This is a genomic window from Mycobacterium genavense ATCC 51234 (assembly GCF_000526915.1).
Lineage (GTDB): Bacteria > Actinomycetota > Actinomycetes > Mycobacteriales > Mycobacteriaceae > Mycobacterium > Mycobacterium genavense.
In genome coordinates this window covers 39,605-61,153 of sequence record NZ_JAGZ01000012.1, presented here as the reverse complement: position 1 = coordinate 61,153, position 21,549 = coordinate 39,605, and the positions used below count along the sequence as shown (strand labels likewise).

At 66.8% G+C, this 21,549-nt stretch carries 23 protein-coding genes and 1 pseudogene; 16 read left to right on the top strand and 8 right to left on the bottom strand.

The window, feature by feature from the left end; translation table 11 throughout:
• Positions 1–7 precede the first annotated feature (7 nt).
• The 5 genes from pstA to T428_RS0120905 all read right to left on the bottom strand — a co-directional run bounded on the left by pstA (position 8) and on the right by T428_RS0120905 (position 4,966).
• Positions 8–922, bottom strand: coding sequence for a phosphate ABC transporter permease PstA (gene pstA, locus T428_RS0120925; protein WP_025738016.1), 915 nt, complete (start codon positions 920–922; stop codon positions 8–10).
• On the bottom strand, positions 919–1,947 hold the full coding sequence (gene pstC, locus T428_RS0120920) for a phosphate ABC transporter permease subunit PstC (RefSeq protein ID WP_025738015.1): 1,029 nt from the start codon (positions 1,945–1,947) through the stop codon (positions 919–921). The genes pstA and pstC overlap by 4 nt, the downstream gene beginning before the upstream one ends.
• A 47-nt stretch (positions 1,948–1,994) precedes the next feature.
• Positions 1,995–3,113, bottom strand: a complete 1,119-nt coding sequence (pstS, locus tag T428_RS0120915; protein WP_025738014.1) for a phosphate ABC transporter substrate-binding protein PstS — start codon at positions 3,111–3,113, stop codon at positions 1,995–1,997.
• 141 nt (positions 3,114–3,254) lie between these two features.
• Entirely contained in the window at positions 3,255–4,193 is a 939-nt protein-coding gene (mshD, locus tag T428_RS0120910; protein ID WP_025738013.1) for a mycothiol synthase, read from the bottom strand.
• A complete protein-coding gene (locus T428_RS0120905) occupies positions 4,190–4,966 on the bottom strand; it encodes a winged helix-turn-helix transcriptional regulator (RefSeq protein ID WP_156943015.1) in 777 nt (258 codons plus the stop codon). Before T428_RS0120905 ends, mshD begins: the two co-directional genes overlap by 4 nt.
• A 187-nt stretch (positions 4,967–5,153) precedes the next feature.
• Here T428_RS0120905 and lmeA point away from each other — a divergent pair, with 187 nt between their 5' ends.
• The 14 genes and pseudogenes from lmeA to T428_RS32930 all read left to right on the top strand — a co-directional run bounded on the left by lmeA (position 5,154) and on the right by T428_RS32930 (position 15,193).
• On the top strand, positions 5,154–5,966 hold the full coding sequence (gene lmeA / locus T428_RS0120900; protein ID WP_025738011.1) for a mannan chain length control protein LmeA: 813 nt from the start codon (positions 5,154–5,156) through the stop codon (positions 5,964–5,966).
• Positions 5,963–6,385, top strand: coding sequence for a thioredoxin family protein (locus tag T428_RS0120895; protein ID WP_025738010.1), 423 nt, complete (start codon positions 5,963–5,965; stop codon positions 6,383–6,385). The genes lmeA and T428_RS0120895 overlap by 4 nt, the downstream gene beginning before the upstream one ends.
• 5 nt (positions 6,386–6,390) lie before the next feature.
• On the top strand, positions 6,391–6,510 hold the full coding sequence (locus T428_RS36210; RefSeq protein ID WP_425412063.1) for an Ms5788A family Cys-rich leader peptide: 120 nt from the start codon (positions 6,391–6,393) through the stop codon (positions 6,508–6,510).
• Between the two features lie 96 nt (positions 6,511–6,606).
• A complete protein-coding gene (locus T428_RS0120890; RefSeq protein WP_025738009.1) occupies positions 6,607–7,077 on the top strand; it encodes a DUF4395 domain-containing protein in 471 nt (156 codons plus the stop codon).
• 36 nt (positions 7,078–7,113) lie between these two features.
• Positions 7,114–7,947, top strand: coding sequence for a sulfurtransferase (locus T428_RS0120885; RefSeq protein WP_025738008.1), 834 nt, complete (start codon positions 7,114–7,116; stop codon positions 7,945–7,947).
• A 1-nt stretch (position 7,948) separates the two neighbouring features.
• Entirely contained in the window at positions 7,949–8,251 is a 303-nt protein-coding gene (locus T428_RS0120880) for a DUF1416 domain-containing protein (protein ID WP_025738007.1), read from the top strand.
• Between the two features lie 164 nt (positions 8,252–8,415).
• Positions 8,416–9,084 carry a heme-binding beta-barrel domain-containing protein gene (locus tag T428_RS0120870; RefSeq protein WP_025738005.1) on the top strand — a complete coding sequence of 223 codons (669 nt, stop codon included), beginning with the start codon at positions 8,416–8,418 and terminating at the stop codon, positions 9,082–9,084.
• A gap of 72 nt (positions 9,085–9,156) precedes the next feature.
• Complete coding sequence (locus T428_RS34980) at positions 9,157–9,891, top strand: hypothetical protein (RefSeq protein WP_245605013.1); 735 nt, start codon at positions 9,157–9,159, stop codon at positions 9,889–9,891.
• Entirely contained in the window at positions 9,795–11,573 is a 1,779-nt protein-coding gene (locus T428_RS29945; RefSeq protein ID WP_245605012.1) for a RyR domain-containing protein, read from the top strand. The genes T428_RS34980 and T428_RS29945 overlap by 97 nt, the downstream gene beginning before the upstream one ends.
• Positions 11,574–11,709: 136 nt before the next feature.
• Positions 11,710–12,420, top strand: a complete 711-nt coding sequence (locus T428_RS0120860; protein ID WP_025738004.1) for a toll/interleukin-1 receptor domain-containing protein — start codon at positions 11,710–11,712, stop codon at positions 12,418–12,420.
• Positions 12,421–12,542: 122 nt separating this feature from the next.
• Positions 12,543–13,201, top strand: a pseudogene (locus T428_RS0120855) (sensor domain-containing protein).
• 373 nt (positions 13,202–13,574) lie between these two features.
• Positions 13,575–13,700, top strand: a complete 126-nt coding sequence (locus tag T428_RS35560) for a hypothetical protein (RefSeq protein ID WP_281173970.1) — start codon at positions 13,575–13,577, stop codon at positions 13,698–13,700.
• Between the two features lie 19 nt (positions 13,701–13,719).
• Complete coding sequence (locus T428_RS0120840) at positions 13,720–14,211, top strand: hypothetical protein (protein ID WP_025738002.1); 492 nt, start codon at positions 13,720–13,722, stop codon at positions 14,209–14,211.
• Between the two features lie 475 nt (positions 14,212–14,686).
• Positions 14,687–15,193, top strand: coding sequence for a hypothetical protein (locus T428_RS32930; protein ID WP_156943014.1), 507 nt, complete (start codon positions 14,687–14,689; stop codon positions 15,191–15,193).
• A gap of 1,148 nt (positions 15,194–16,341) precedes the next feature.
• On the opposite strand, the gene T428_RS0120825 is transcribed toward T428_RS32930, so the two are convergent.
• Positions 16,342–17,214 (bottom strand): aminodeoxychorismate lyase, encoded by an 873-nt coding sequence (locus tag T428_RS0120825; protein WP_025738001.1) that lies wholly within the window; start codon positions 17,212–17,214, stop codon positions 16,342–16,344.
• A gap of 123 nt (positions 17,215–17,337) precedes the next feature.
• Between T428_RS0120825 and ygfZ the strand changes: the two genes are divergently transcribed.
• Positions 17,338–18,432 (top strand): CAF17-like 4Fe-4S cluster assembly/insertion protein YgfZ, encoded by a 1,095-nt coding sequence (gene ygfZ / locus T428_RS0120820; protein WP_025738000.1) that lies wholly within the window; start codon positions 17,338–17,340, stop codon positions 18,430–18,432.
• A 147-nt stretch (positions 18,433–18,579) separates the two neighbouring features.
• Positions 18,580–18,759 (top strand): DUF3073 domain-containing protein, encoded by a 180-nt coding sequence (locus T428_RS0120815; RefSeq protein WP_025737999.1) that lies wholly within the window; start codon positions 18,580–18,582, stop codon positions 18,757–18,759.
• 17 nt (positions 18,760–18,776) lie between these two features.
• Here T428_RS0120815 and purM read toward each other — a convergent pair whose 3' ends face one another.
• Entirely contained in the window at positions 18,777–19,871 is a 1,095-nt protein-coding gene (gene purM, locus T428_RS0120810) for a phosphoribosylformylglycinamidine cyclo-ligase (protein WP_025737998.1), read from the bottom strand.
• A gap of 60 nt (positions 19,872–19,931) precedes the next feature.
• Positions 19,932–21,476, bottom strand: a complete 1,545-nt coding sequence (purF, locus tag T428_RS29935; RefSeq protein ID WP_051465305.1) for an amidophosphoribosyltransferase — start codon at positions 21,474–21,476, stop codon at positions 19,932–19,934.
• Positions 21,477–21,549 lie beyond the last annotated feature (73 nt).

Below are 21,549 nucleotides of genomic sequence, written 5' to 3'. Positions count from 1 at the left end.
CTCCTCCCTAGGACTTCTTGGGAGCAAACATCATCGAGACCACCCTGGCTCCGACATTGATAACGGCGATCATCATGATCAGCGTCAGCCCCGCACCCCACAGTCGATCCGTGGGTACCGGGTTGACGCCTGCGCCCGCCGCTGTCTCGTTGAACATCATGCCAGGTAATGTCCCCATGAACCCCTTGAAGATGTCGAAGTTCATCGCCTGCGAATAGCCGACCAGGATCAGCACCGGAGCCGTCTCACCCATCACCCTGGCAAGCGCCAGCATGATTCCGGTGATGATGCCCGACAACCCGGTCGGAATTACCACCCTGACAATGGTTTTCCACTTGGGAACCCCCAACGCGTAGCTGGCCTCGCGCAGATCCATCGGAACGATCCGAAGCATCTCCTCCGTCGACCGCTCGATTACCGGCAGCATCAACAGCACCAACGACAACGACACCGCGAACCCGGAGCGGCCAAGGCCCAGCGTGGCCACATACGACGCGTAGATGAACAGTGCGGCAATTATTGATGGCACGCCGGACAAGATGTCCACCATGAAGGTGGCCACCTTGCCGAGTCTGGTCCCGCTGCCGTACTCCACCAAGTAGATCGCGAGCATCACACCGATCGGGATGGAGATCGCGGCGGACACCAGTCCCTGCAGCACGGTGCCGACGATCGCGTGATAGGCGCCGCCCCCGGCCAGGAACGGCGTCGTGCCCGCCTGCGAATGCGTCCACCACGCCAAGGACGCAATCGCCTTGAAACCCTTGAGGATAACCGCGCCCAGCACCCACAGCAGTGGCGCCAGCGCAATCAGCATCGACAGCGAAACAAGCACCGTGGCAACGATGTTCGAGGCCCGGCGGCGGCGACCAAGCCTGGACAGCCGGCGCGCCTTGAGGGGGCGGTCGTAGATCGAGGTCATCGCGCGCCCCTCCGGGTCCCGGCGAGGGCGCCGCGCGCCAACGCGTCGACGACGAAGGTCAGCACGAAAAGCACCAGTCCCGCGGCGATGTAGGCGCCGGCCTTGTACTTGTCGTTGAATTCCCATGCGGTGGCCGCGATCTTGGTCGCAAAGGTCGAGCCACCGTCGAACAGCGACCAGCCGAACGCCTTTTGCGTGCCGCGCAAGATGATCAGCAGCGCGACCGTCTCACCCAACGCGCGGCCCAGCCCCAGCATCGCGCCGCTGACGTACCCGAACCTCCCGAACGGCCACACCGTGGTAGTGACGACCTCCCAGCGGGTCGCGCCCAGCGCCAGCGCGGCCTCGATCTGATCGGTTGGCGTCTGCACGAAGACTTCGCGGGTGACCGCGGTGATGAGCGGCAGGATCATCACCGCCAACACGATCCCGCCGGTGAAGATGGTGCCGCCGGCCGCCGACGCCGTGCCGTCGGCGAACAGGAACAGCCAGCCCAGCGAATGGTTCAGCCAGGTCGCGACCGGGCGCAGTTGCGGGGCAAGTACATACAGGCCCCACACGCCGTAGATGATCGAGGGAACCGCGGCCAGCAGGTCGACGGTGTAGGCCAGCGGCCCCGCGAGCCGCCGCGGCGCGTACTGGGTGAGGAAGATGGCGACACCCAAAGCCACCGGCATCGCCAGGATCAACGCGAACATCGAGATGAACAGCGTCACCTGCAGCAGATCGAGGATGCCGAAGTGCATCGCCGAGGTGTTGGTGGTGACCCAGTTGCCGCGGTAGGTGAAGAAGTCCTCTTGATTGCGCTTCAACGCCGGGGTCGCGCGCACCAGCAAGAAGCCGCCGATCGCGACGACCACGATCGCGATCAGGACCGCCGACGCCTCGGCGAACTTGCGGAATATCCGATCGCCGAAACGAGATTGCACACCCTTCCATTGCCGGATGGGCAGCACCGGTGTCTCCGGAAAGGAGGCGGCAACGACCGCACCCGAACCCGCGTGGGCTGGATCTGGCGTAATCACTGTGAATCCGTCACTGCTGCTTGGGTGTCACTCCTTGGACCCGAGGGCTACTGCATCGCATCGATCGCGGCGACCAGTCGCTTCTTGACCCTATCGGTCAACGGGATATAGCCGGCCGCGGCAAGGGTGGACTGGCCGGAGTCCGCGGCCACGGTCAGGAAGGACTTGATCGCCTTCGCGGTCTGCGCGTCGTACCCCTTCGAGCAGACGATCTCGTAGGTGGCCAGCACCAACGGGTAGGCGCCCTGCTTGTGGGTGGCGTACATCGAATTGAGGTTCAGCACCAGGTCGTTGCCCCCGGACACGAAGGTGGCCGTGTCAATCGCGGTGCTGGCCGTCTCGGTGGTCAGCGGGATCACGCCGCCGGCGGTGACGAGTTGCGCGTAGGGAAGACTCGCCTGGTCGGCGAAGCCCTTCTCCACATAACCGATGGCGCCGTGGGTGGCCCGCACCGCCTGGATGACGCCGGACGATTTCGTCGCACCTTCGCCGACGCCGCCGTGGAATTCGGTGCCGACGCCCCGAGACCAGCTCTCCGGTGCGGCGGCCGTCAAAAACTTCTGCACATTGTCGGTGGTCCCCGAGGAGTCCATTCGGTAAATGGGCGCAATCCTGATGTCGGGCATCGCGATACCGGGATTCAGCGCCGCCAGCACGGGGTCATTCCAGACCGCGATTTGGCCGGTCAAGATCCGCGCCAGCGCATCACTGTTGACGGTCAACGTCTTGACCTCGGGCAGGTTGTAGACCAGGGCCACCGGCCCGAACACCAGCGGCAAGTCCCAGGCGGGGTTCCCGTTGCACCGTTTGGTGGCGGGCCCGATCTGGTCGGTGTTCAGCGGAGAGTCCGATCCGGCGAAGTCGACATGGCCGGCGATGAATTGCTCGCGGCCCGCTCCCGACCCCGTCGGGTTGTACGACACGGACTTGCGCGGGCAGTACTGACCCCAGACATGGCCGAACATCGCCATCGCGTTTTGCTGCGCGGTCGACCCCTCGGCCGTCAGTTCGCCTTTGCCGCCGCAGGCCGGTGTGCCGGCGGGACCCGTAAACGCCGCCGAGGCCGGGTCGTGGTGATTGTCGTCGCTGCCGCAGGCCGTCAGGCTCGTGATCGTGATCGTCAACGCCGCGGCAGCCAGCGTCTTGCCCACCTTGCCCAGACTCACCGATCTCGCTTTCTGACGCAGTTTCGACGCATGCGGCCGCCGATCGAAACTATGCGCTGAAGCCCCTTTCGCATGAGTGCCTAAGCGGTGAACGTGCGGTGAATAATTTGCTGGCACGCCACTTCTGCCTGCGCTTTCGCCTCAGTCCGCGGCCGGCCCCGGCGCATACGCGGTGTCGACGCTGTAGGTGGTGAATCCCTGCCGCTGATAGGTCCGGACCGCGGCGACATTGTCCGACTCGACGTAGAGCAGCACGGTGACTGCTGCACCGGAACTGCCCGGGTCCGCTGGCCCGGACAGGCGTCGGGCCAGCGACTCGATGCCGACGGCGGTCAGCATCTGCCCGAGCCCGCGGCCCTGCGCGGACGGGTCGACGCCCAGGACGTACACCTCGCCCAGGCGCGGCTGATCGAGGTGCACTTTGGTCCAGTGAAAGCCCAGCAGCTTGTCGTCGCTCTGGTTGACCGCCAGGAACAAACCCGCCGGGTCGAACCACGGCTCGGCTCGCCGCTCGGCCAGGTCGGCCTCGGTCCAGCCGCCCTGTTCGGGATGGTCGACGAACGCGGCGTTGTTGACCCGCAGCAGCTCGGCATCGTCGTCGGCGCCCGCGTAGGGGCGCACCAGCACGCCCGGCGGCGGGACAGCGGGGTCGGGCACGTCGTGCAGCGTGAGCCTCATCTGGACGAGTTCGCGCACCGCGACCAGACCCAGCGCGGACGCGGTCGCGGCGGCGGGCTGCAGCGTGCCGTGCGCCCAAAAGCGGTTAGTCCCACCGGTTTTGCCGATCGCCGCCCGCACCATGGTCGAGCCGATCCCACGCCGGCGGGCCCGCGGATGCACCACGAGTTCGGCCATCGGATCGCCACCGTCGCGCGGCGCACTCAGATTGAGATAGCCCTCGATCGTGTCGGCACCGGCGCCGGCGACCACCAGGTGATCGGTGCGGTCCTGCCCGAGTTCTCGGAGAACCTGTTCGCCGACGGGTGCTACGCCGTCGAATTCGGTTGCCGCCGCGACCAGTTCACGCACCCCCTGCTGCTCCTCGGCGGTCAGTGCGGAGCGCCAGTCGGGCGCGATCACTGACTACGCAGCGGGTCGGCCAGCGGGTCCTGCAGATTCTCGGAATCGGTCTCGTCGGTCTCGTCAGCGTCGTCGTCGGGCGGAGGGATCGGCGCTCGACCGCGCGCCGGGCGAACGGCCTTGTAGCCCACATTGCGGACCGTGCCGATCAACGCCTCGTACTCGGGCCCGAGCTTGGCCCGCAGCCGGCGTACGTGCACATCGACCGTGCGGGTGCCGCCGAAAAAGTCGTATCCCCACACCTCGTGCAGCAGCTGAGCACGGGTGAACACCCGGCCCGCGTGCTGGGCCAGGTACTTCAGCAGCTCGAACTCCTTGTAGGTGAGGTCAAGCGGGCGGCCCCGCAGCCGCGCGGTGTAGGTACCTTCGTCGATCACCAGCTCGCCGAGGCTGACCTTCCCGGCGCTTTCCTGGTCGGCCAGGCCGCCGCGGCGGCCCACCACCAGCCGGATGCGGGCATCGACCTCGGCGGGTCCGGTGCCGGGCAACAGGATTTCGTCCAGGCCCCAGTCGGCGCTGACCGCCACCAGGCCACCCTCCGCCACCACCGCCACGACCGGCACCGACCGGCCGGCCGTGCTCAACAAGCGGCACAACCCGCGCGCGGCCGACAGATCGGTGCGCGCATCGACGAGCACCGCGTCCGCGGTGCCCGCTTCCAGCAGCGAGGAAGGCTCGGGCGGCGCCGTCCGCACGGTGTGGGGAAGCAACGACAACGACGGCAGGACTGGGTCCGGGTGCAGCTCAGAGGTGAGTAGTAGTAGCTCCAACAAGCCCCTCCAGCTCGTGGGAAAGGCATCTCCCAGATTCATAAAGCCACGTGGCGTTAGTGGCCAGGCCATCTAACGATAACGTGCCACCTGGCCTTTGTGCGCCTCCTTGCTCGCGACTGTGAGCCCCACCACGAGCTCATCCAGACCGCAATCCCGTGCCGCGCGCCACCGCGAACTGCGCCACAATATGCGGATGCGCAGGGTGCTGATCAGTGTGATCGCCACGGTTTCGGCCGTGGCGGTGATCGTTGTTGGCACCGTCGGGACGGACTACGGCGCCAGCATCTACGCCGAATACCACCTGTCGCGTACCGTCCGCAAGGCGGCGAATCTGGGTTCCGACCCCTTTGTCGCCATCCTGGCCTTCCCGTTCATTCCGGAGGCGGTGCACCGCCACTACCGAGAGCTGGAGATCAAGGCAAACGCCATTGATCACGCGCCGACGGGCAAGGCCACCCTGGAAGCCACCATGCACTCGATCGACCTGACCTACGCGTCGTGGCTGATCAGACCCGATGCGAAGCTGCCGGTGGGCAAGCTGGAGAGCCGCATCATCCTGGACTCCTCGCACCTGGGCCGATACCTCGGCATCGACGACCTGATGGTGGAGGCACCGCCCGCCGAGACCAACGACGCCACCGGCGGCACCACCGAATCGGGCATCTCGGGAAGCCACGGGCTGGTATTCAGCGGCACCCCGAAATCCGCGGACTTCAATCACCGGGTGAGCACCTCGGTGGACCTGTCGATTGCGCCCGACGATCCGGCGACGCTCGTGTTCACCCCGACCGGCATCCTCACCGGCCCGGATACCGCCAACCAAGCCGTGCCGGACGACAAGCGCGACGCCGTGTTGCGCGCCTTCACCGCCCGACTGCCCGATCAGCGGCTTCCGTTCGGCGTGGCGCCGCGCACCGTCGGGGCACGCGGCTCGGACGTCATCATCGAGGGCATCACCACGGGAGTAACCGTGACCCTCGAAGGGTTCAACCCGTCATGAGTACCGTCGTCGTCGCCATCGTCGCGGCTCTCGCCCTGGCGGCAATAGTCGGCTGGCTGGTGACCCGGCGCTCCGGCAGCCTCACCGCGGTCGATTCGGGCCCGGGCCCAGAGGCCGGCGCGGACACCGTGGACCTGGGATTGTCCGGCACCGGACCGACGGTCGTGCATTTCAGCGCACCGTGGTGCGGACCCTGCGATCGCGTCCGCCGGGTGGTCGACCAGGTATGCGACAACATGGGCGACGTGGCGCACGTGGAGGTCGACATCGACGCCAACCCGGCAGCGGCACGGCGGTTTTCGGTGCTGTCGTTGCCCACCACGTTGATTTTCGACGTCGACGGACGTCAGCGTTACCGGGCATCAGGTGTCCCGAAGGCCGCCGACCTCCGCTCCGCGCTCGAACCACTGTTGGCTTGATCGCGATGTCATTGGGTAAGCTGACCGACGTGTCATCCCGCATGGAGCCCATGCTCACCAAGCGTCGCGCAGTCGATCTGTGCCGCATCGCGCGTTGTTGTTGTCGCTGTTGCTGTAGCTGCTGAGTAGCCGCGCCCGCCCGCGCAGCGCTCGGAGCCAGCCCGGATCCCACCGTGGCATGTCTCCACTTCTTCCGTGCAACAGGCAAATAGGAGTCTTTCGTGTCAAGCAGTGATCCCAGCGCCCGGTCGGACCGCGTCGACGTTCGCGGGCCCAGATTCGCCGCCTGGGTTACGACGGTGGTGCTGGTCGCGACGCTGCTCGTCTCGGCGCGCAGCCCGCTGGCGGCCGCGATCATTCTGGGAGTCCAGGCCGTCGTCTTCGCCATCGGTGCTCTCGGCGGCCCGCGCCGGCACCCCTACGGCCGGCTGTTCGCCACCCTGGTGGCCCCGCGGTTGGGCCCGGTGAAAGAGCGCGAACCGGTGGCCCCGCTGAAGTTCGCCCAATTGGTCGGCCTGATCTTCGCGGTCGCCGGTGCCGCCGGATTCGCCGTCGGTGCGCCGCTGACCGGCGTCATCGCGACGGCTTTCGCTCTGGTGGCGGCGTTCCTGAATGCGGCCTTCGGCATCTGCCTGGGCTGCCAGCTGTACCCGCTCGTGGTTCGCTTACGACCAACCGCCGGTCCGGCGTAACCCAAGTTCATAGAAGTAATCGAAAGGATCCACACCATGGCACGCTCCGACGTCCTGGTCTCCGCTGATTGGGCTGAGAAAAATCTCGACACGGCGAACGTCGTGTTCGTCGAGGTCGACGAGGACACCAGTGCGTACGACGGAGTCCACATCGCCGGTGCGATCAGGCTGGACTGGCGCACCGACCTGCAGGACCAGGTCAAGCGCGACTTCGTCGACGCCCAGCAGTTCTCCAAGCTGCTGTCCGACCGCGGCATCGCCAACGACGACACCGTGGTCCTCTACGGCGGCAACAACAACTGGTTCGCCGCCTACGCCTACTGGTACTTCAAGCTCTACGGCCACGAGAACGTCAAACTGCTCGACGGTGGCCGCAAGAAGTGGGAGCTCGACGGGCGCCCGCTGACCACCGACGTTGTCAGCCGGCCGGCCACCTCCTACACCGCGGCACCGCCGGACAACACCATCCGTGCGTTCCGCGACGAGGTCATCGCGGCCATCAACGTCAAGAACCTCGTCGACGTGCGCTCCCCCGACGAGTTCTCCGGCAAGATCCTGGCGCCCGCGCACCTGCCGCAGGAGCAAAGCCAGCGACCCGGTCACATTCCGGGAGCGATCAACGTGCCGTGGAGCCGGACCGCGAACGAGGACGGCACCTTTAAGTCGGACGAGGAATTGGCTAAGCTGTACGCCGACGCCGGCCTGGACGGCACGAAGGAAACGATTGCGTACTGCCGAATCGGGGAACGTTCGTCGCACACCTGGTTCGTTCTGCAGGAATTGCTCGGGCATAAGAACGTCAAGAACTACGACGGCAGTTGGACGGAATACGGCTCCCTGGTGGGTGCCCCGATCGAGTTGGGAAGCTGATATGTGCTCTGCACCTAGGCAAGGACAGACGTTGCCTGCCAGCGTCGACCTGGAGAAGGAAACGGTGATCACCGGCCGCGTCGTCGACCGCGACGGCCAAGCCGTCGGTGGCGCGTTCGTCCGCCTGCTGGACTCGTCCGACGAGTTCACCGCGGAGGTCGTCGCGTCGGCCACCGGTGACTTCCGGTTCTTCGCTGCGCCGGGAGCGTGGACACTGCGTGCCCTGTCCAAGGCGGGCAACGGCGATGCCGTCATCACGCCGTCGGGCGCCGGCATCCACGAGGTGGACGTCAAGATCGCCTGACCGCCGCGGGAACGACCTCCGATCCCCCGGAAGCGCGGTTGACGGCGCGAGGCGAATAGACTCGCTGGCGTGGTGCTCTTCTTCGAGATCATGCTGGTCGCGGCAGTCGTGGTCATCTCCTGGTTTGCGTTGTACACCCTCTACCGGCTCATCACCGACGAGTCGTGACGTCCGAGGACCCGCAGGGACCGACCGGTTCTGCAGGCTCCGGCGACCGCGCAGTGGCCGCCGCCGCCGAACGCGCCCAGGTGACCGCGGCCCGCAACATCCCCGGCTTCGACGATCTGCCGGTGCCGGCCGACACGGCGAACCTGCGCGAAGGCGCCAACCTCCACGACGCGCTGCTGGCCCTGCTGCCCCTGGTCGGCGTGTGGCGCGGTGAGGGCGAGGGCCGCGGCCCCGACGGCGGCGACTACCGATTCGGCCAGCAGATCGTGGTCTCCCACGATGGCGGTGATTACCTGAATTGGGAAGCCCGGTCGTGGCGGCTCGACGCCGACGGCAACTATCAGGAGCCCGGCCTGCGTGAGACCGGATTCTGGCTCTTTGTCCAGGATCCCGACGACCCCATCGAATCCCAGGCCATCGAGCTGTTGCTGGCGCACTCGGCGGGCTACGTCGAACTCTTCTACGGGCGCCCGCGCAACCAGTCGTCCTGGGAGCTGGTGACCGACGCGTTGGCCCGCAGCCGATGCGGTGTTCTCGTGGGCGGCGCCAAGCGCCTCTACGGCATCGTCGAAGGGGGCGACCTCGCCTACGTCGAGGAGCGAGTCGACGCCGACGGCGGACTGGTCCCGCACCTGTCGGCGCGGCTGTCGCGATTCGTCGGCTAGCGGCCCGCTGCCGTTGCCCGAGTAGCCAATTCGGCGCTCACCCCAAACCATTGCTTTCGCCGGATCTTTTGCGTGTACTGTTCGACGTCCGAGCAGCCGGGCGAAGGGAGATCGGCGGATGCGTCCCACGAGGGCACCCTCGCCCATATTGCGTTGGGCCGTAACCGCGGTCGGCCTGCTGCTGATCGCCTACCTGGCCGTGCTGGACACGCGCCCCACCTCGACGACTCCTTTCCGGCCTGGCTGGCGTGGTTCGGCCGGCCCGGATCGATGCCGACGCTGTTGGTCGTTGTCTGCGTGCTCATCTGGGCGTCCGTGCTGAACTTTCGCTCGGGCAGCCACCGGGTGGTGGGTATTTCGTTCAGCCTGACCGCAGCCCTGGTCCCGATGACGGCGATTCTCGGGCTGACCCCCTACTGGGGATGTCACGACGCCAACCATCCGGCGTTCTTCACTCCCCTGATGGCGACGGCCAGTCTGGTCAAAGGCGACACCGGCGACTTCTGCGTCGGCGGGAAGACCTGTCCGAACCCGACACCGGTGGGCCTGGAACTGGCCCGGATTGCCGCGCTGTCGGCGATCTTCACCGGGTTGGGCGGTGCGGTGGTCGGGTTTTCCGGTCCCAAGTGGACCGGATACGGGCCAACTGGGCCGAATCCGTCACGGCCGTCGTCGGTATCGACAGTGACACCCAGTCGATGCTCAGCGCCGTGGCGCGCACCTTGGACCGGCGCAGCACCCTGGTCGTCCTCACCGGCGCCAGCGACGATCGCGTGCAGCGGGCCCGCCGCCTGGGCGCCCGCGTAGTGCTGGTGGACTTCAACACCCCGTCGACCTGGCTGTCACTTCGGCTGTGGCGCCGCCTTTCTCGGCTCTACCTGATGGCACCGGACCCGGCACTGAACCTGATGTGGCTGGACCTGATCAGTCGCCGGCTCGCCGAGATCGCACACAAACGGCGGCTACCGCTGATCGTGCGGATGGACGATCCCTGGCTGGCCCAGGCGTGGCGGGCCCAGCAGTTCGGCGGATCCGACACCCGATGGGCGGCCGACGTGGTCGGCAAATACGAGGTGACCGCGGGCCGACTGCTCAACAGCATCGTGGCGACCGGGCGGACCAAGCATGTGTTCGTCTGTGGCACTTCACAATTGACGCTGGCACTGTGCGCGGATTTGACCCAACGGGCGCTGGAACGCGACTTCTACACTCCCCCCGGCGCGGTCGAGCTGCCTGCGCTGACGCTCGTCGAACGAGACGCCGAGGACTACCTGCGCGATCACGAGTTCCACCGGCAGCAAGCCGGATTCGCCTCCGAGGGGCCGTCGATCGACGCGGTCGCCGAGGCCCCGACGATACCGACCATGCTGAAGCTGATCGGCGACGTGGACCCCGCGACCAGTGCGGTCATCTTCGTCGACGCCCATTCCGGAACAACGGCGGCCAGGCTGGCCGCCCGCTTCCCCGAAATGCCGATCTACGCCTCGGACCTCAACACCAGCCTCACCGACGAGTCCATCCAGGTCGTCGGCCGACTGCAGTCCTACTCGCTGGTGCTCGACACCCAGGAGGGTCAGGTTCAGGACGCGTGGGAGCGCGCGGCGCGGCTGATCCACGAGCGCTACGTCGCCACGATCGACCCGACTTGGACGCGGGGGTCCGCATCGGTGCCGTGGGCCGAGCTCGACGAGTTCTACCGGGGCTCCAACCGCCGCCAGGTCCGCAACGCGTTGTGGATGGTGGAGCAGATCGCCGGCCACACCTGGAACACCTGTGGCAGCCCGCCACAGCAGCTGTCGGGCAGCGAGAAGGCAGAGTTGGCGCCGTTGGAACAGCTTGCGCTGATGGGCTTCGACCGCGACTCAGCGTTGCAGATGGCCCAGGCCGAGCACGAAGACTGGTGCCGCTACTACCGGCGCAACGGCTGGAAGTATGGCTCGCCGCGCGACGACTCGCGCAAGATCCACAACAAGCTCGTCGACTGGTCGGTGGTGGAAAGCGACCCGGATCTGCTCAACGCGGCGGTGCGGAGTCTGGCGGGCACGCTGTGGAGCCTGCGCCAGCTGGGTTTCCGGTCGCGTCCGCTGTGGCAGTCCTTCACCCGGGTCGGGACGGTGGCCGCCGAACAACGCAGCGCGCCATGGACGTGGGTGTCGGATTCGGGACACACGATGCGCGCCGCTGCCGGCGATTGGGCGATATCGGAGGACGGAAAGGTTTGGTCGGTGCGCGACGACATCTTCCGGGACACCTACGAGCCCGCGGGCGACGGCCTATGGCAGCGCAAGGGACGGGTACAAGCTCGCCCGGCCTATCCGGGCGAGACCATCAATACCTTGGAGGGGCCGACGAACGCCGCCGAGGGCGACTGGGTGGTCCGCGGAGCCAGCGGTGAGCAGTGGCCGGTTCCCGGCGAGGAGTTCGCGCGCCGCTACGTCGAATACCGGCCACCCGAAGAGGCGCACGCCCGCGACGGTGGGGACGGGTAGCCGGTCGGGAATACGGCGAAAACTTGCGCATCCTGAAGCGGCCCAACACTGATACGGTATCGGCGCATGTGCGTACGGGTCGCGCAGGCAGGCGTTCGCCTTAGCTCGTTCGCTTCGCTCACCCTAGGAGACTGCGATGGCGTTGTTCATCAGCTACTCGAGCCAAGATCGGTCGGCGGTCGACGCGCTGACCACCGCGCTGCGGCGCGGTCAGCACCAGGTGTGGTTCGACCAGGAGCTCGGCGGCGGCGACTCGTGGTGGGCCAAAATCCTCGAGCAGATCCGCGACTGCGAGGTGTTCATCGTCGCGCTGTCGAGCAACTGGCTGCAATCCAAGCCGAGTCAGGCCGAGCTGCGCTACGCCCAGGCCCTGGGCCGTCCGATCCTGCCCGTGCGCATCGGTGAAGTTGACAGCATGCGCGTGAATCCCCTTGCCGCATTGCAGATCATTGACTACCGGGAGCCTACGGTCGACGCCGATATCCAGTTGGTCACCGCCGTGCATGCGCTGCGCAGCAAGCCCGTGCCGTTGCCCGACCCGCTGCCCGAAGAGCCTCCAGTGCCGTTCAAATACATCACCCGGCTGGGCAACCAGATGGCCGAAAAGGAGCTCAGCCCGCAGCAGCAGCTGCAGCTGTTGGTCGAGCTGCGGTCCGGGCTCGACGAGGACGGCGACGACCCCAGCGCCCGCAGCGATCGCGCAGCTGCTGCGCATGCTGCGCCTGCGCCACGACGTCACGTACCGCACCCGAAGCGAAATCGACAACGTGCTGGCCGAAATCGAGGCCAAGGACGCTGCGCCCGACGGCGCCGCCGCCGCGTCGGCCCCCGCAGCGAGCGGCGCTGACCGCGGCCACCGCCCCGGTCGCGACAGGCGGCGATACGGCAACCGGCGGATCGAACAAGCGGCTGCTCATCATCGGCGGTGCCGCGGTGGCGGTCATCGCCGCGATCGCGATCGTGGTGGTGATGACCACGCAAAGCGGCAAGACCAAGCCGGCTCCGCGGGCGTCGAACTCGAATTCGGCTCCGGCGGCGGCGAATTCGGGTCCGGCCGGGAACGCGGCCAAGCTGGAATCCTATTTGGTCGGCGCACCAGAGGTCGGTGCCATCGTGGGTGATCCGAGCGTGGTGGCCGGCGAAAAGATCAGCCAGCTGCGAAACCCCAAGTGGACCCTGACCGACCCGACATGCGCGGGCACCTACGAACCCGCCGTCGCCGCGGCATACCAGGGCGCCGGCGGCTTGAGCGCGGTGCGCGGCCTGATCCTGCACACGCCCGAGCAGGACCCGCCGAACCGGATCATCGAGACCGTCGCGGAATTCTCGTCACCCGACCAGGCCAGCGCCTTCGTTCAGCAGTCCGCCGACAAGTGGAGATCGTGCGCCGGTAAGACGGTGACCGAGACGCTCAACGGCAACAGCTTTGACTGGGCATTCGCGGACGTGACGGGCACCGTGCCCAAGATCGCCAGCAGCGCACCCGGGGAGACAACGTCAAAATCTGCCACCACGTACTGCACGCCGACGGCGCCAGGGTCATCGACGTGACGGTCTGCGGCCCGAATGCCGCACCCGGTCAGGCGGGCAAGATCGCCGAGCAGATCGCCGCGAAATCCAACCAATAGCAGCCCAAGACATGGGACGGCCCCCGAGCCGTGTTCCTGGTTGGACAGACCGGGAAGCTCGGGGGCCGGGTGGCTACGGGGAATTCGCCAGCGCATCCGCCAGCTCTTCGGTAGCCAATGCAGCTAGCGCGTAGCCACCTCACATGTCCATGAAGCTATCACTTTCGCGGACCACCTCCTTCCTTGTGTACGGCCGATCGTACCAGTGGCCGGAAGTCGCAGCTACCGGTTTATTTCCGGTCACTCGCGGTCCATTGGCGGATAGCGGAAGACAGTCCCGAATTGCCCCCGGTCACCGGGGTGACGCCGGGGTGAGCGTGTTTGCTGATAGCTGAACACCAGCTGCGGGCGGATGTCAGAGGTGACTGGGAGAATGCTGTACATGACACTTGAACCAAACCTTGCCGAGAACGTCTGGCTGCCTGCGGGCGGCGACGCCGCCGAAATCGTGCGCTGGATCGGCAAGAACACAACTGACGCTGAGTACACGCGTCACTGACGCTGAGTACACGCGTCGCGTGCTGTTCATCCCCAACAAGAATCACTTCGATGCGCGGGACGATGCGGTGAAGGTATACGGCGGCAACGGCAACATCGGCACGAACCGCAGCCCGAGTGTCACACGCGGAGGACCGGTGTTCGCTTACGCGCCAGACCTTCAGCTACTCGGCTACGCGATACAGGCCGCAGACGGCCAGCTGCTCGCCGTTGCGGCACACAACGACGAAGAAATATCGGGTTGGGTCGCGGCGACGAACGCGCTGAATGTGCTGACCGGCGAGCGCCATCCCGGCGTGCCGGACGATATTCGCGAAGCACTCGAAGACCTCCACCACGCGGGGTACAACGGCTACCACCAGCGGGGTCCGTTCTTCAAGGCGAACCGTGAAGAACCGATTGCGATACTGCTCGGTGCCGGATACAGCTACAAGTTCGTGGCAGGGTATCTGCTCGCGCTCGGAGCGCCTGCGCGCCGAGTCGGTGAAGACCTACAGAAGGTCTACCACTGACTGCCCAGTGGCGAATTGGGGCGGTGTCGGCGTAGCCAAACCCCATACACCCCAACAGCACCACTAGTCACAGGCGACGACACGCAGGCGGATGCTGAAGCGCGGACTTTGTCGGCGGTCGTTGGGACGATGGGAACATGACTGCAGAAGAGCCACTGCCCCAGCCGACATGGCAAGGCGTTTGGAGCTTCGGTGGTGATCTTCAAATCAGTGACCTCAGCTTTGCCATCGGCGAAGATGGGACTTTCACAGCGTCCACGCCAACGGTGCGGGTCCGAACCGACCTCTGGCCCTTCTGGCTGCACGATGCGGTAGACGCGGCGGAAGCCGCCATTCGCGCAGCCGAGCGAATTGGGCCACTCATTGCGCGGCTCGACGCCGCAGGGTCAGACGAGGACGTTCGTCGCCCGATCCGCGAGGAACTCACAGCGATTCTGTTCCGAGAGTTGCGTGCGTGCATGCGAACGATGACCGCATGCGCATCGCTTTCGATGCGCTGTATGCCACGGTCAAGGACCGCTGTGGACCACACCCACATGACGTTGACGGAACATGGACGCGGAACCGTACGGCTCGACATAAGCGCATCACCGAAACGCTCCGATACCACCTAAAGATCAGCAGTCGCGATGCTGCGAAGCAGCTGAAGTCTGCTGTGACACAGATGTTTCGGTTTCGCGACTGGGCAGTCCACATGGCCGCAGAGTTTCGTGAACCCATCGCGCGGGCTGACCTTCGCGCCAGTGTCGATTGGCACTTTGTCGCGTTTCGATGCGAAAACGCCGTCAACGCCGTAGGTATCACCGCACAGGCTCTGGACTACCTCGTATCGAAGATGGACAGAAATACCGAACTGGCACAGGGCCAAGAGATCGCTCGGCAACGCATGGACGACATCTTCACTGACTACCACGCGGTCGCGGCACTAACGAAGTTTGACCGCTTCAGCGGCCCGAAGTCCTCCACGGAAGAGACTGCATAGCCACCGCCCAACTGCCGTAACGCTGTTGGCGGGCTAGGTCTGCGCCACAGACACCCTAGCCCGCTTACGCGGTTGAACGGGTGACGGCGGCTGGCTTGGCCGCTCGAGGCGGTAACCGCCGCCACCCTGGCTTATGCCCGCGGCCGCCGCCCCGGCACACCGTGGCGCTGGCCTTGGCGGTCCGGTGCGATACCGGGTGACAGGCCGCTGTACGCGCCGCCGTCGTCAGGTGCGGCGTGGCGAGCGTGGCGTGGGGTAAGGCCGCTGCCCCAGCTGTACTCGCTCGGTTCACCTTTGTCGTAGATGCCGTCTGACCAAAACGGGCTGTGCTGTGCCATGTCGCCGCCTTACAGGTTGACTTCGGGCAAGTCGTACGTGCCGCTGGCCTTAATTTGCACGACCGCCGCAGCGCCACGATGGCGGACCCCGGTGCCGAGCCCGCGCTGAAAGAACGATTCCACCAAGGGGTATTTGGCCCAATTGCCTTCGATCAACCGGAGCCCGCTGCCAAGCGGGGCTGGGATGCATCCTTCGCGCAATCACGTTCTGTTCGGAATCCGGCCCGCCTGTCGCGAACACGGCGAAGTATCCGGCGGGGACAAGCATCTGCCCGTGCTCGTGACTAAAAGCGACGCGGCGGACAACATTCTCGGGCCATTCAGCAATTTGTGCAGGCGTGGCGTCGATGCCGTCATAGCCGGCGACGCCGGGCTGCCATCGAGACCGCAGCCGTCGCTGCCTAGCCGAACGCAGCGCGACGCTCCACGGGTAGCAGCCCGCCCTCGCCTTGCGCGCGGCGATGAACAGTGCCCGGTGGTACGCGTTGCGGGTCTGGCCTTCGCCGGTCGAGTCGAGCACGTCGCGCACGGTCTTGCGGAGCGCGCGGGGGTTGTAGCGGAAGTGGCAGCGACATGACCTCGATTACCTCAGCGATAACGACTTTTGTTTGCTGCCCCGACACGCACCCGCCACACACCGGGGTGAGGCCAGGGTGAGAAGGTCTGAGAAGCCGACTATTTAGCGTTTACCTGCGCGAATGCGCTGTGAGGGCGGGTGCTCCGACAAGCACTCAATTTCGCGGACCACCTCCTCCTTGTGTACGGCCGACCCTACCTCCCGCTGCCGCGCGCGACAACACAATTCAGCGCTTAGCGATCGCTGACGATCGCCGCGTCCACCAGTTGGGCGAATTCCCCGGCCATCGGGGACCGGCCCATCGGACGACCGTCGAGCGTATGCACGCGGGCCGCCAGCGTCATGCTTGATATCAGCCAAATCCCTTGGGCAGCATGCAAATCCGCGACCCGCAGGGCGCGATAGTCGCAGTCGTAGCCCTTGCTTCGGGCCACCTCGAACAGCGCCTGCTGCGTGGTGCCACGCAGAATCGGGTACCAGGGCGGCGGCGTCAGCAGGCACAGATTGCTGTCCGGGCCCGCATAAGATTCGGTGACGATCACCACCGTCGAGCGCGGTCCTTCCAGGATGTAGCCGTCCGAGCTGACGAAAATCACGTCGCCGGCGCCTCGTTGGGCGGCGTACCGCAAGGCGGCCATATTCACCGCGTACGACAGGGTTTTCGCGCCGGCCAGCAACCACGGCATCTCGCCGGCGCCGACGGCGGGTAGTCCGCGGTCCAGCGTGATCGCCGCGAGCCCGTTGTGGCGAACCACGGCAACCCTTTCCGGGACCGGGCTGACCATCACGTACGCGGTGGGCTGCGAACCGCTCTCGCGGCCCCGGCTGTAGATCAACCGCAGCGCGCCTTCGGCGGCCGAGCCAGCCACCCACTCCTGGGTGGCGATCTCGATCGCGCGCCGCCACTTGGGCAGGTCCGGCTCGGGCAGATCCATGAATTTGGCGGACTGAGTCAATCGCTGCAGATGCGGCCCGACGAGGCAGGCGCCGCCGTCGCGGACCAGCAGGGTCTCGAAGGCCCCGTCACCGCGGACGGCCGCGAGGTCGTCGGCGGGCAACAGCGGGGTGCCGGGCGGATGTATTTCGCCGTCGAGGGTGACGATCACACCCGTCTGGGCTGCCATGCCGACAGAGCCTAGCCGTCGCGGCGACCAGCGCAGCCGCGCGGACGCCGGTCCGTAGAGTTGACGTGTGACCCAAGCCGCCAACGATGAGGAGGAGGGGCGCACATGACCGCAGTACCCGCACCCGATTCCGGGCCCGACGCCGGCGCGGTCTGGCACTACGGCGATCCGCTCGGCGAGCAGCGCGCGGCCGAAACCGAGGCGGTACTGGTGGACCGTTCGCACCGCGCGGTCCTCACGTTGACCGGCGCGGACCGACAAAGCTGGCTGCACAACATCTCGACCCAACACGTCAGCAAACTTCCCGACGGGGCCAGCACGCAGAATCTGAGCCTGGACGGGCAGGGCCGGGTCGAGGACCACTGGATGCAGACCGAGCTCGGCGGCATCACCTACCTCGACACCGAGCCGTGGCGCGGTGAGCCATTGCTGAGCTACCTGACCAAGATGGTGTTCTGGTCGGACGTCGCGCCCGCGGCCGCCGGCCTGGCGGTGCTGTCGCTGATCGGCCCGCACCTGGCCGACCGGGCGGTGCTCGACGTGCTCGGCCTGGACGCCCTGCCCGCCGAAATGGCCGCAACCGCGCTGGCCAACGGTGGTTTTGTGCGGCGGATGCCGGCGTCGGCCGCGGCTCGGGTGGAACTCGAGCTGCTGGTGCCGCGCACCGATGCGGCCGACTGGCAGGCCCGCTTCGCCACCGCCGGCGTGCGGCCGGCCGGGGTGTGGGCCTACGAAGCCAACCGGGTTGCGGCCCTGCGCCCGCGCCTGGGCGTCGACACCGACGAACGCACGATTCCGCACGAGGTGCGCTGGATCGGAGGCCCCGGCGTCGGGGCCGTCCACCTGGACAAAGGCTGCTACCGCGGGCAAGAAACCGTCGCCCGGGTCCACAACCTGGGCAAACCACCCCGAATGCTGGTGCTGCTGCACCTCGACGGCTCGGTGGACCGGCCGCTGACCGGTGACGCGGTGCTCGCGGCCAGGCGCGCGGTGGGACGGCTGGGCACCGTCGTCGACCACGTGGATCTGGGGCCGATCGCGCTGGCGTTGCTCAAGCGCGGCATACCCGCCGACACCCAACTGACGACGGGCGCCCAGGGGTCGGTAGCGGCGGTCATCGACGCCGATTCACTGCCGCCGAGTGACCAGATCGGCGCCGGGCGCCTCGCCGTCGAGCGGTTGCGGGGCGGGACGCGATAATGTCTGTCGAAGTCCAACACGGCGGGCAGGGGGCACCGACGCTCGTCCGCGAGGCACGGTAAGCTGTTGGCAGGACAATAACGACACCAAGAGATCGGAGCCGCCTACTTGTTAGGCCGCTCCGTTATTGCGCGAGGGGGTTCCCCCATGGGCCGCGGCCGGGCTAAGGCAAAGCAGACCAAGGTTGCTCGAGAACTTAAATACAGCTCCCCGCAGACCGACTTCGATCGGCTTCAGCGCGAGTTGGCGGGGACCGGTGCGGACCAATCCGGCGAGCTGGATGGCGCCGACGAATCTTGGGATCGCGAAGACGACTGGCGCCGCTAGAAGCTAGGCGCGGGCCCTTAAAACCTCGGGTGCTGCCCAACCAGTTTCGCGCGCGGGCCGTCTTTTCCGCCTTTGCAGATCGTGCCCAACACCCAGCAGTCCAGGTGCCGCGCAGTCAATATCGCCAACGCACGGTCGGTGTCTTCGGGGGCGACGACGGCGATCATGCCCACGCCCATGTTGAAGGTCTTTTCCATCTCCTCGCGGGAGATACGCCCGCGCTGGGCGATCATCGCAAACACTGGCGCCGGCGTCCAGGTGCCGCGGTCCACCTCGGCCGTCAACCCGTGCGGGATCACGCGCTGCAGGTTGCCCGCCAGTCCGCCGCCAGTGACGTGGCAGAACGTGCGGACATGGGTTTCGGCGGCCAGCGCCAGGCAGTCCTTGGCGTAGATCCGGGTGGGCTCGAGCAACTCTTCGCCCAGCGTGCGACCGAATTCCTCCACGTAGCCGGCCAGGTTCATCCGGTCGATCTCCAGCAGGACGCTGCGCGCCAGCGAATATCCGTTGGAATGCAGGCCCGAGGATCCCATCGCGATGATGACGTCGCCGGGTTTGACCCGTTCGGGCCCCAGGATGTCGTCGGCCTCGACCACGCCGACACCCGTCGCGGCGATGTCGTAGTGGTCCGGTTCCATCAAACCGGGGTGTTCGGCGGTCTCGCCGCCCAGCAGCGCACAACCGGCCCGCATGCATCCCTCGGCGATGCCGCCGACGATCGCGGCCACCCGTTCGGGCACCGTGCGGCCGACGGCGATGTAGTCCTGCACGAACAGCGGCTCGGCGCCGCAGACCACGAGGTCGTCGACCACCATGGCCACCAGGTCCAGGCCGACGGTGTCGTGCTTGTCCATCGCCTGCGCGACCGCCAGTTTGGTGCCGACGCCGTCGCTGGAGGCCGCGAGCACCGGTTCGCGGTAGTCGCCCCGCAGCGCGAACAATCCGGCGAATCCCCCAAGCCCGCCGCGCACCTCGGGTCTGGTGGCCTTGGCCACCAGCGGCTTGAACAGATCGACCGCGCGGTCACCGGCATCAATATCCACCCCGGCCGACGCGTAAGTAATGCCCTGGCTGCCCGGTTCTGCTCCTGGGCTTTTTGCGGGATCCGTCATCGCGATAAAGGCTACCGGTAGGCGCTTCCCGCCGGCATCAAACGTCTTTGAAGGACCCGATCAGTGGTTGACCGGAACCTCGTCGGCGGCAACATCGCCGAGCTCTGCACCGCGCGCCGCGTTGGCGAGCATGTGCTCAATAACGTTCTTGCCCAGTGCGGATTCGCTCGGCAGCTCGATCGGATACTTGCCGTCGAAGCAGGCGGCGCATAGCCGGGAGGCCGGCTGCTCGGTCGCGGCGATCATGCCGCGCAGCGAGAGGTAACCCAGCGTGTCGGCGCCGATGGCGTGTCGCACCGCCTCGAGCATTTCCGCCTCGTCCTCGACGGCGTTGGCGATCAATTCGGCCGGCGACGGGAAGTCGATGCCGTAGAAACACGGCCACTTCACCGGCGGCGAGGCGATCCGCACATGCACCTCGACGGCGCCGGCCTCGCGCAGCATGCGCAACAACGCGCGCTGCGTGTTGCCCCGCACGATCGAGTCGTCCACGACGATGAGCCGCTTGCCGCGGATCACCTCTTTGAGCGGGTTGAGCTTGAGCCGGATACCCAGCTGCCGGATCGTCTGGGACGGCTGAATGAATGTCCGCCCGACGTAGGCGTTCTTCATCAGGCCCTGCCCGTACGGGATACCGGACTCTTGCGCGTATCCGACCGCGGCCGGGGTGCCCGATTCCGGCACGCCGATCACCAGGTCGGTGTCCACCGGGCATTCGCGAGCCAGCCGGCGACCGATCTCCACCCGGGCGCCGTGCACCGACCGTCCGCCGATCGTGCTGTCCGGCCGGGCCAAGTACACGTATTCGAAGACGCAGCCCTTCGGGGTGGGGTTGGCGAAGCGGGTGGAGCGCACGCCGTCGGCGTCGATGGCCAGCAATTCACCCGGCTCGATGTCGCGGACGAACGAGGCGCCGACGATGTCGAGCGCGGCCGTCTCGGAGGCCACCACCCAGCCGCGGTCCAGGCGTCCGAGCGAAAGCGGCCGCACCCCGTAGGGATCGCGGCAGGCGTACAGCGTGTTCTCGTCCATGAACGTCAGGCAGAAGGCCCCGCGCACGGTCGGCAGCAGTTCCAGCGCCGCCTGCTCCAGGGTGGAGTCGGCCGCGCCGTGGGCGAGCAGCGCGCCCAGGATGTCGGAGTCCGTCGTTGCCGGGGCCGGGGCGCGCTTGGCGATCAGCCCCGCGTCCCGCGCGCGTGCGGCGAGTTCGGCGGTGTTGACCAGGTTCCCGTTGTGTCCCAAGGCAACCCCGGTGCCGGCGGCGGTGTTGCGGAACACCGGCTGGGCGTTTTCCCAGGTGGTGTCGCCGGTGGTGGAGTACCGGCAGTGCCCGATCGCGACGTGGCCCTGCATGGCGGCCAGCGTCTGCTCATCGAACACCTGGCTGACCAGGCCGAGGTCCTTGAACACCAGCACCTGGGATCCGTCGGCGACAGCGATACCGGCGGCTTCCTGGCCGCGATGCTGCAGCGCGTAGAGGCCGTAGTAGGTGAGTTTGGCGACTTCCTCACCCGGGGCCCAGACCCCGAATACACCGCACTCTTCGCGGGGCGCGTTCAGGTCCTGCTCGGATGCGTCTGATCCTGCTGGTCCTACGGTGGTCACGGGCGGCTCCCTAGCGAGGAGTAGTGACGCCTCGAAGTTTACGGGCACGTAAGCCCCGCGGACGAACCCGTCG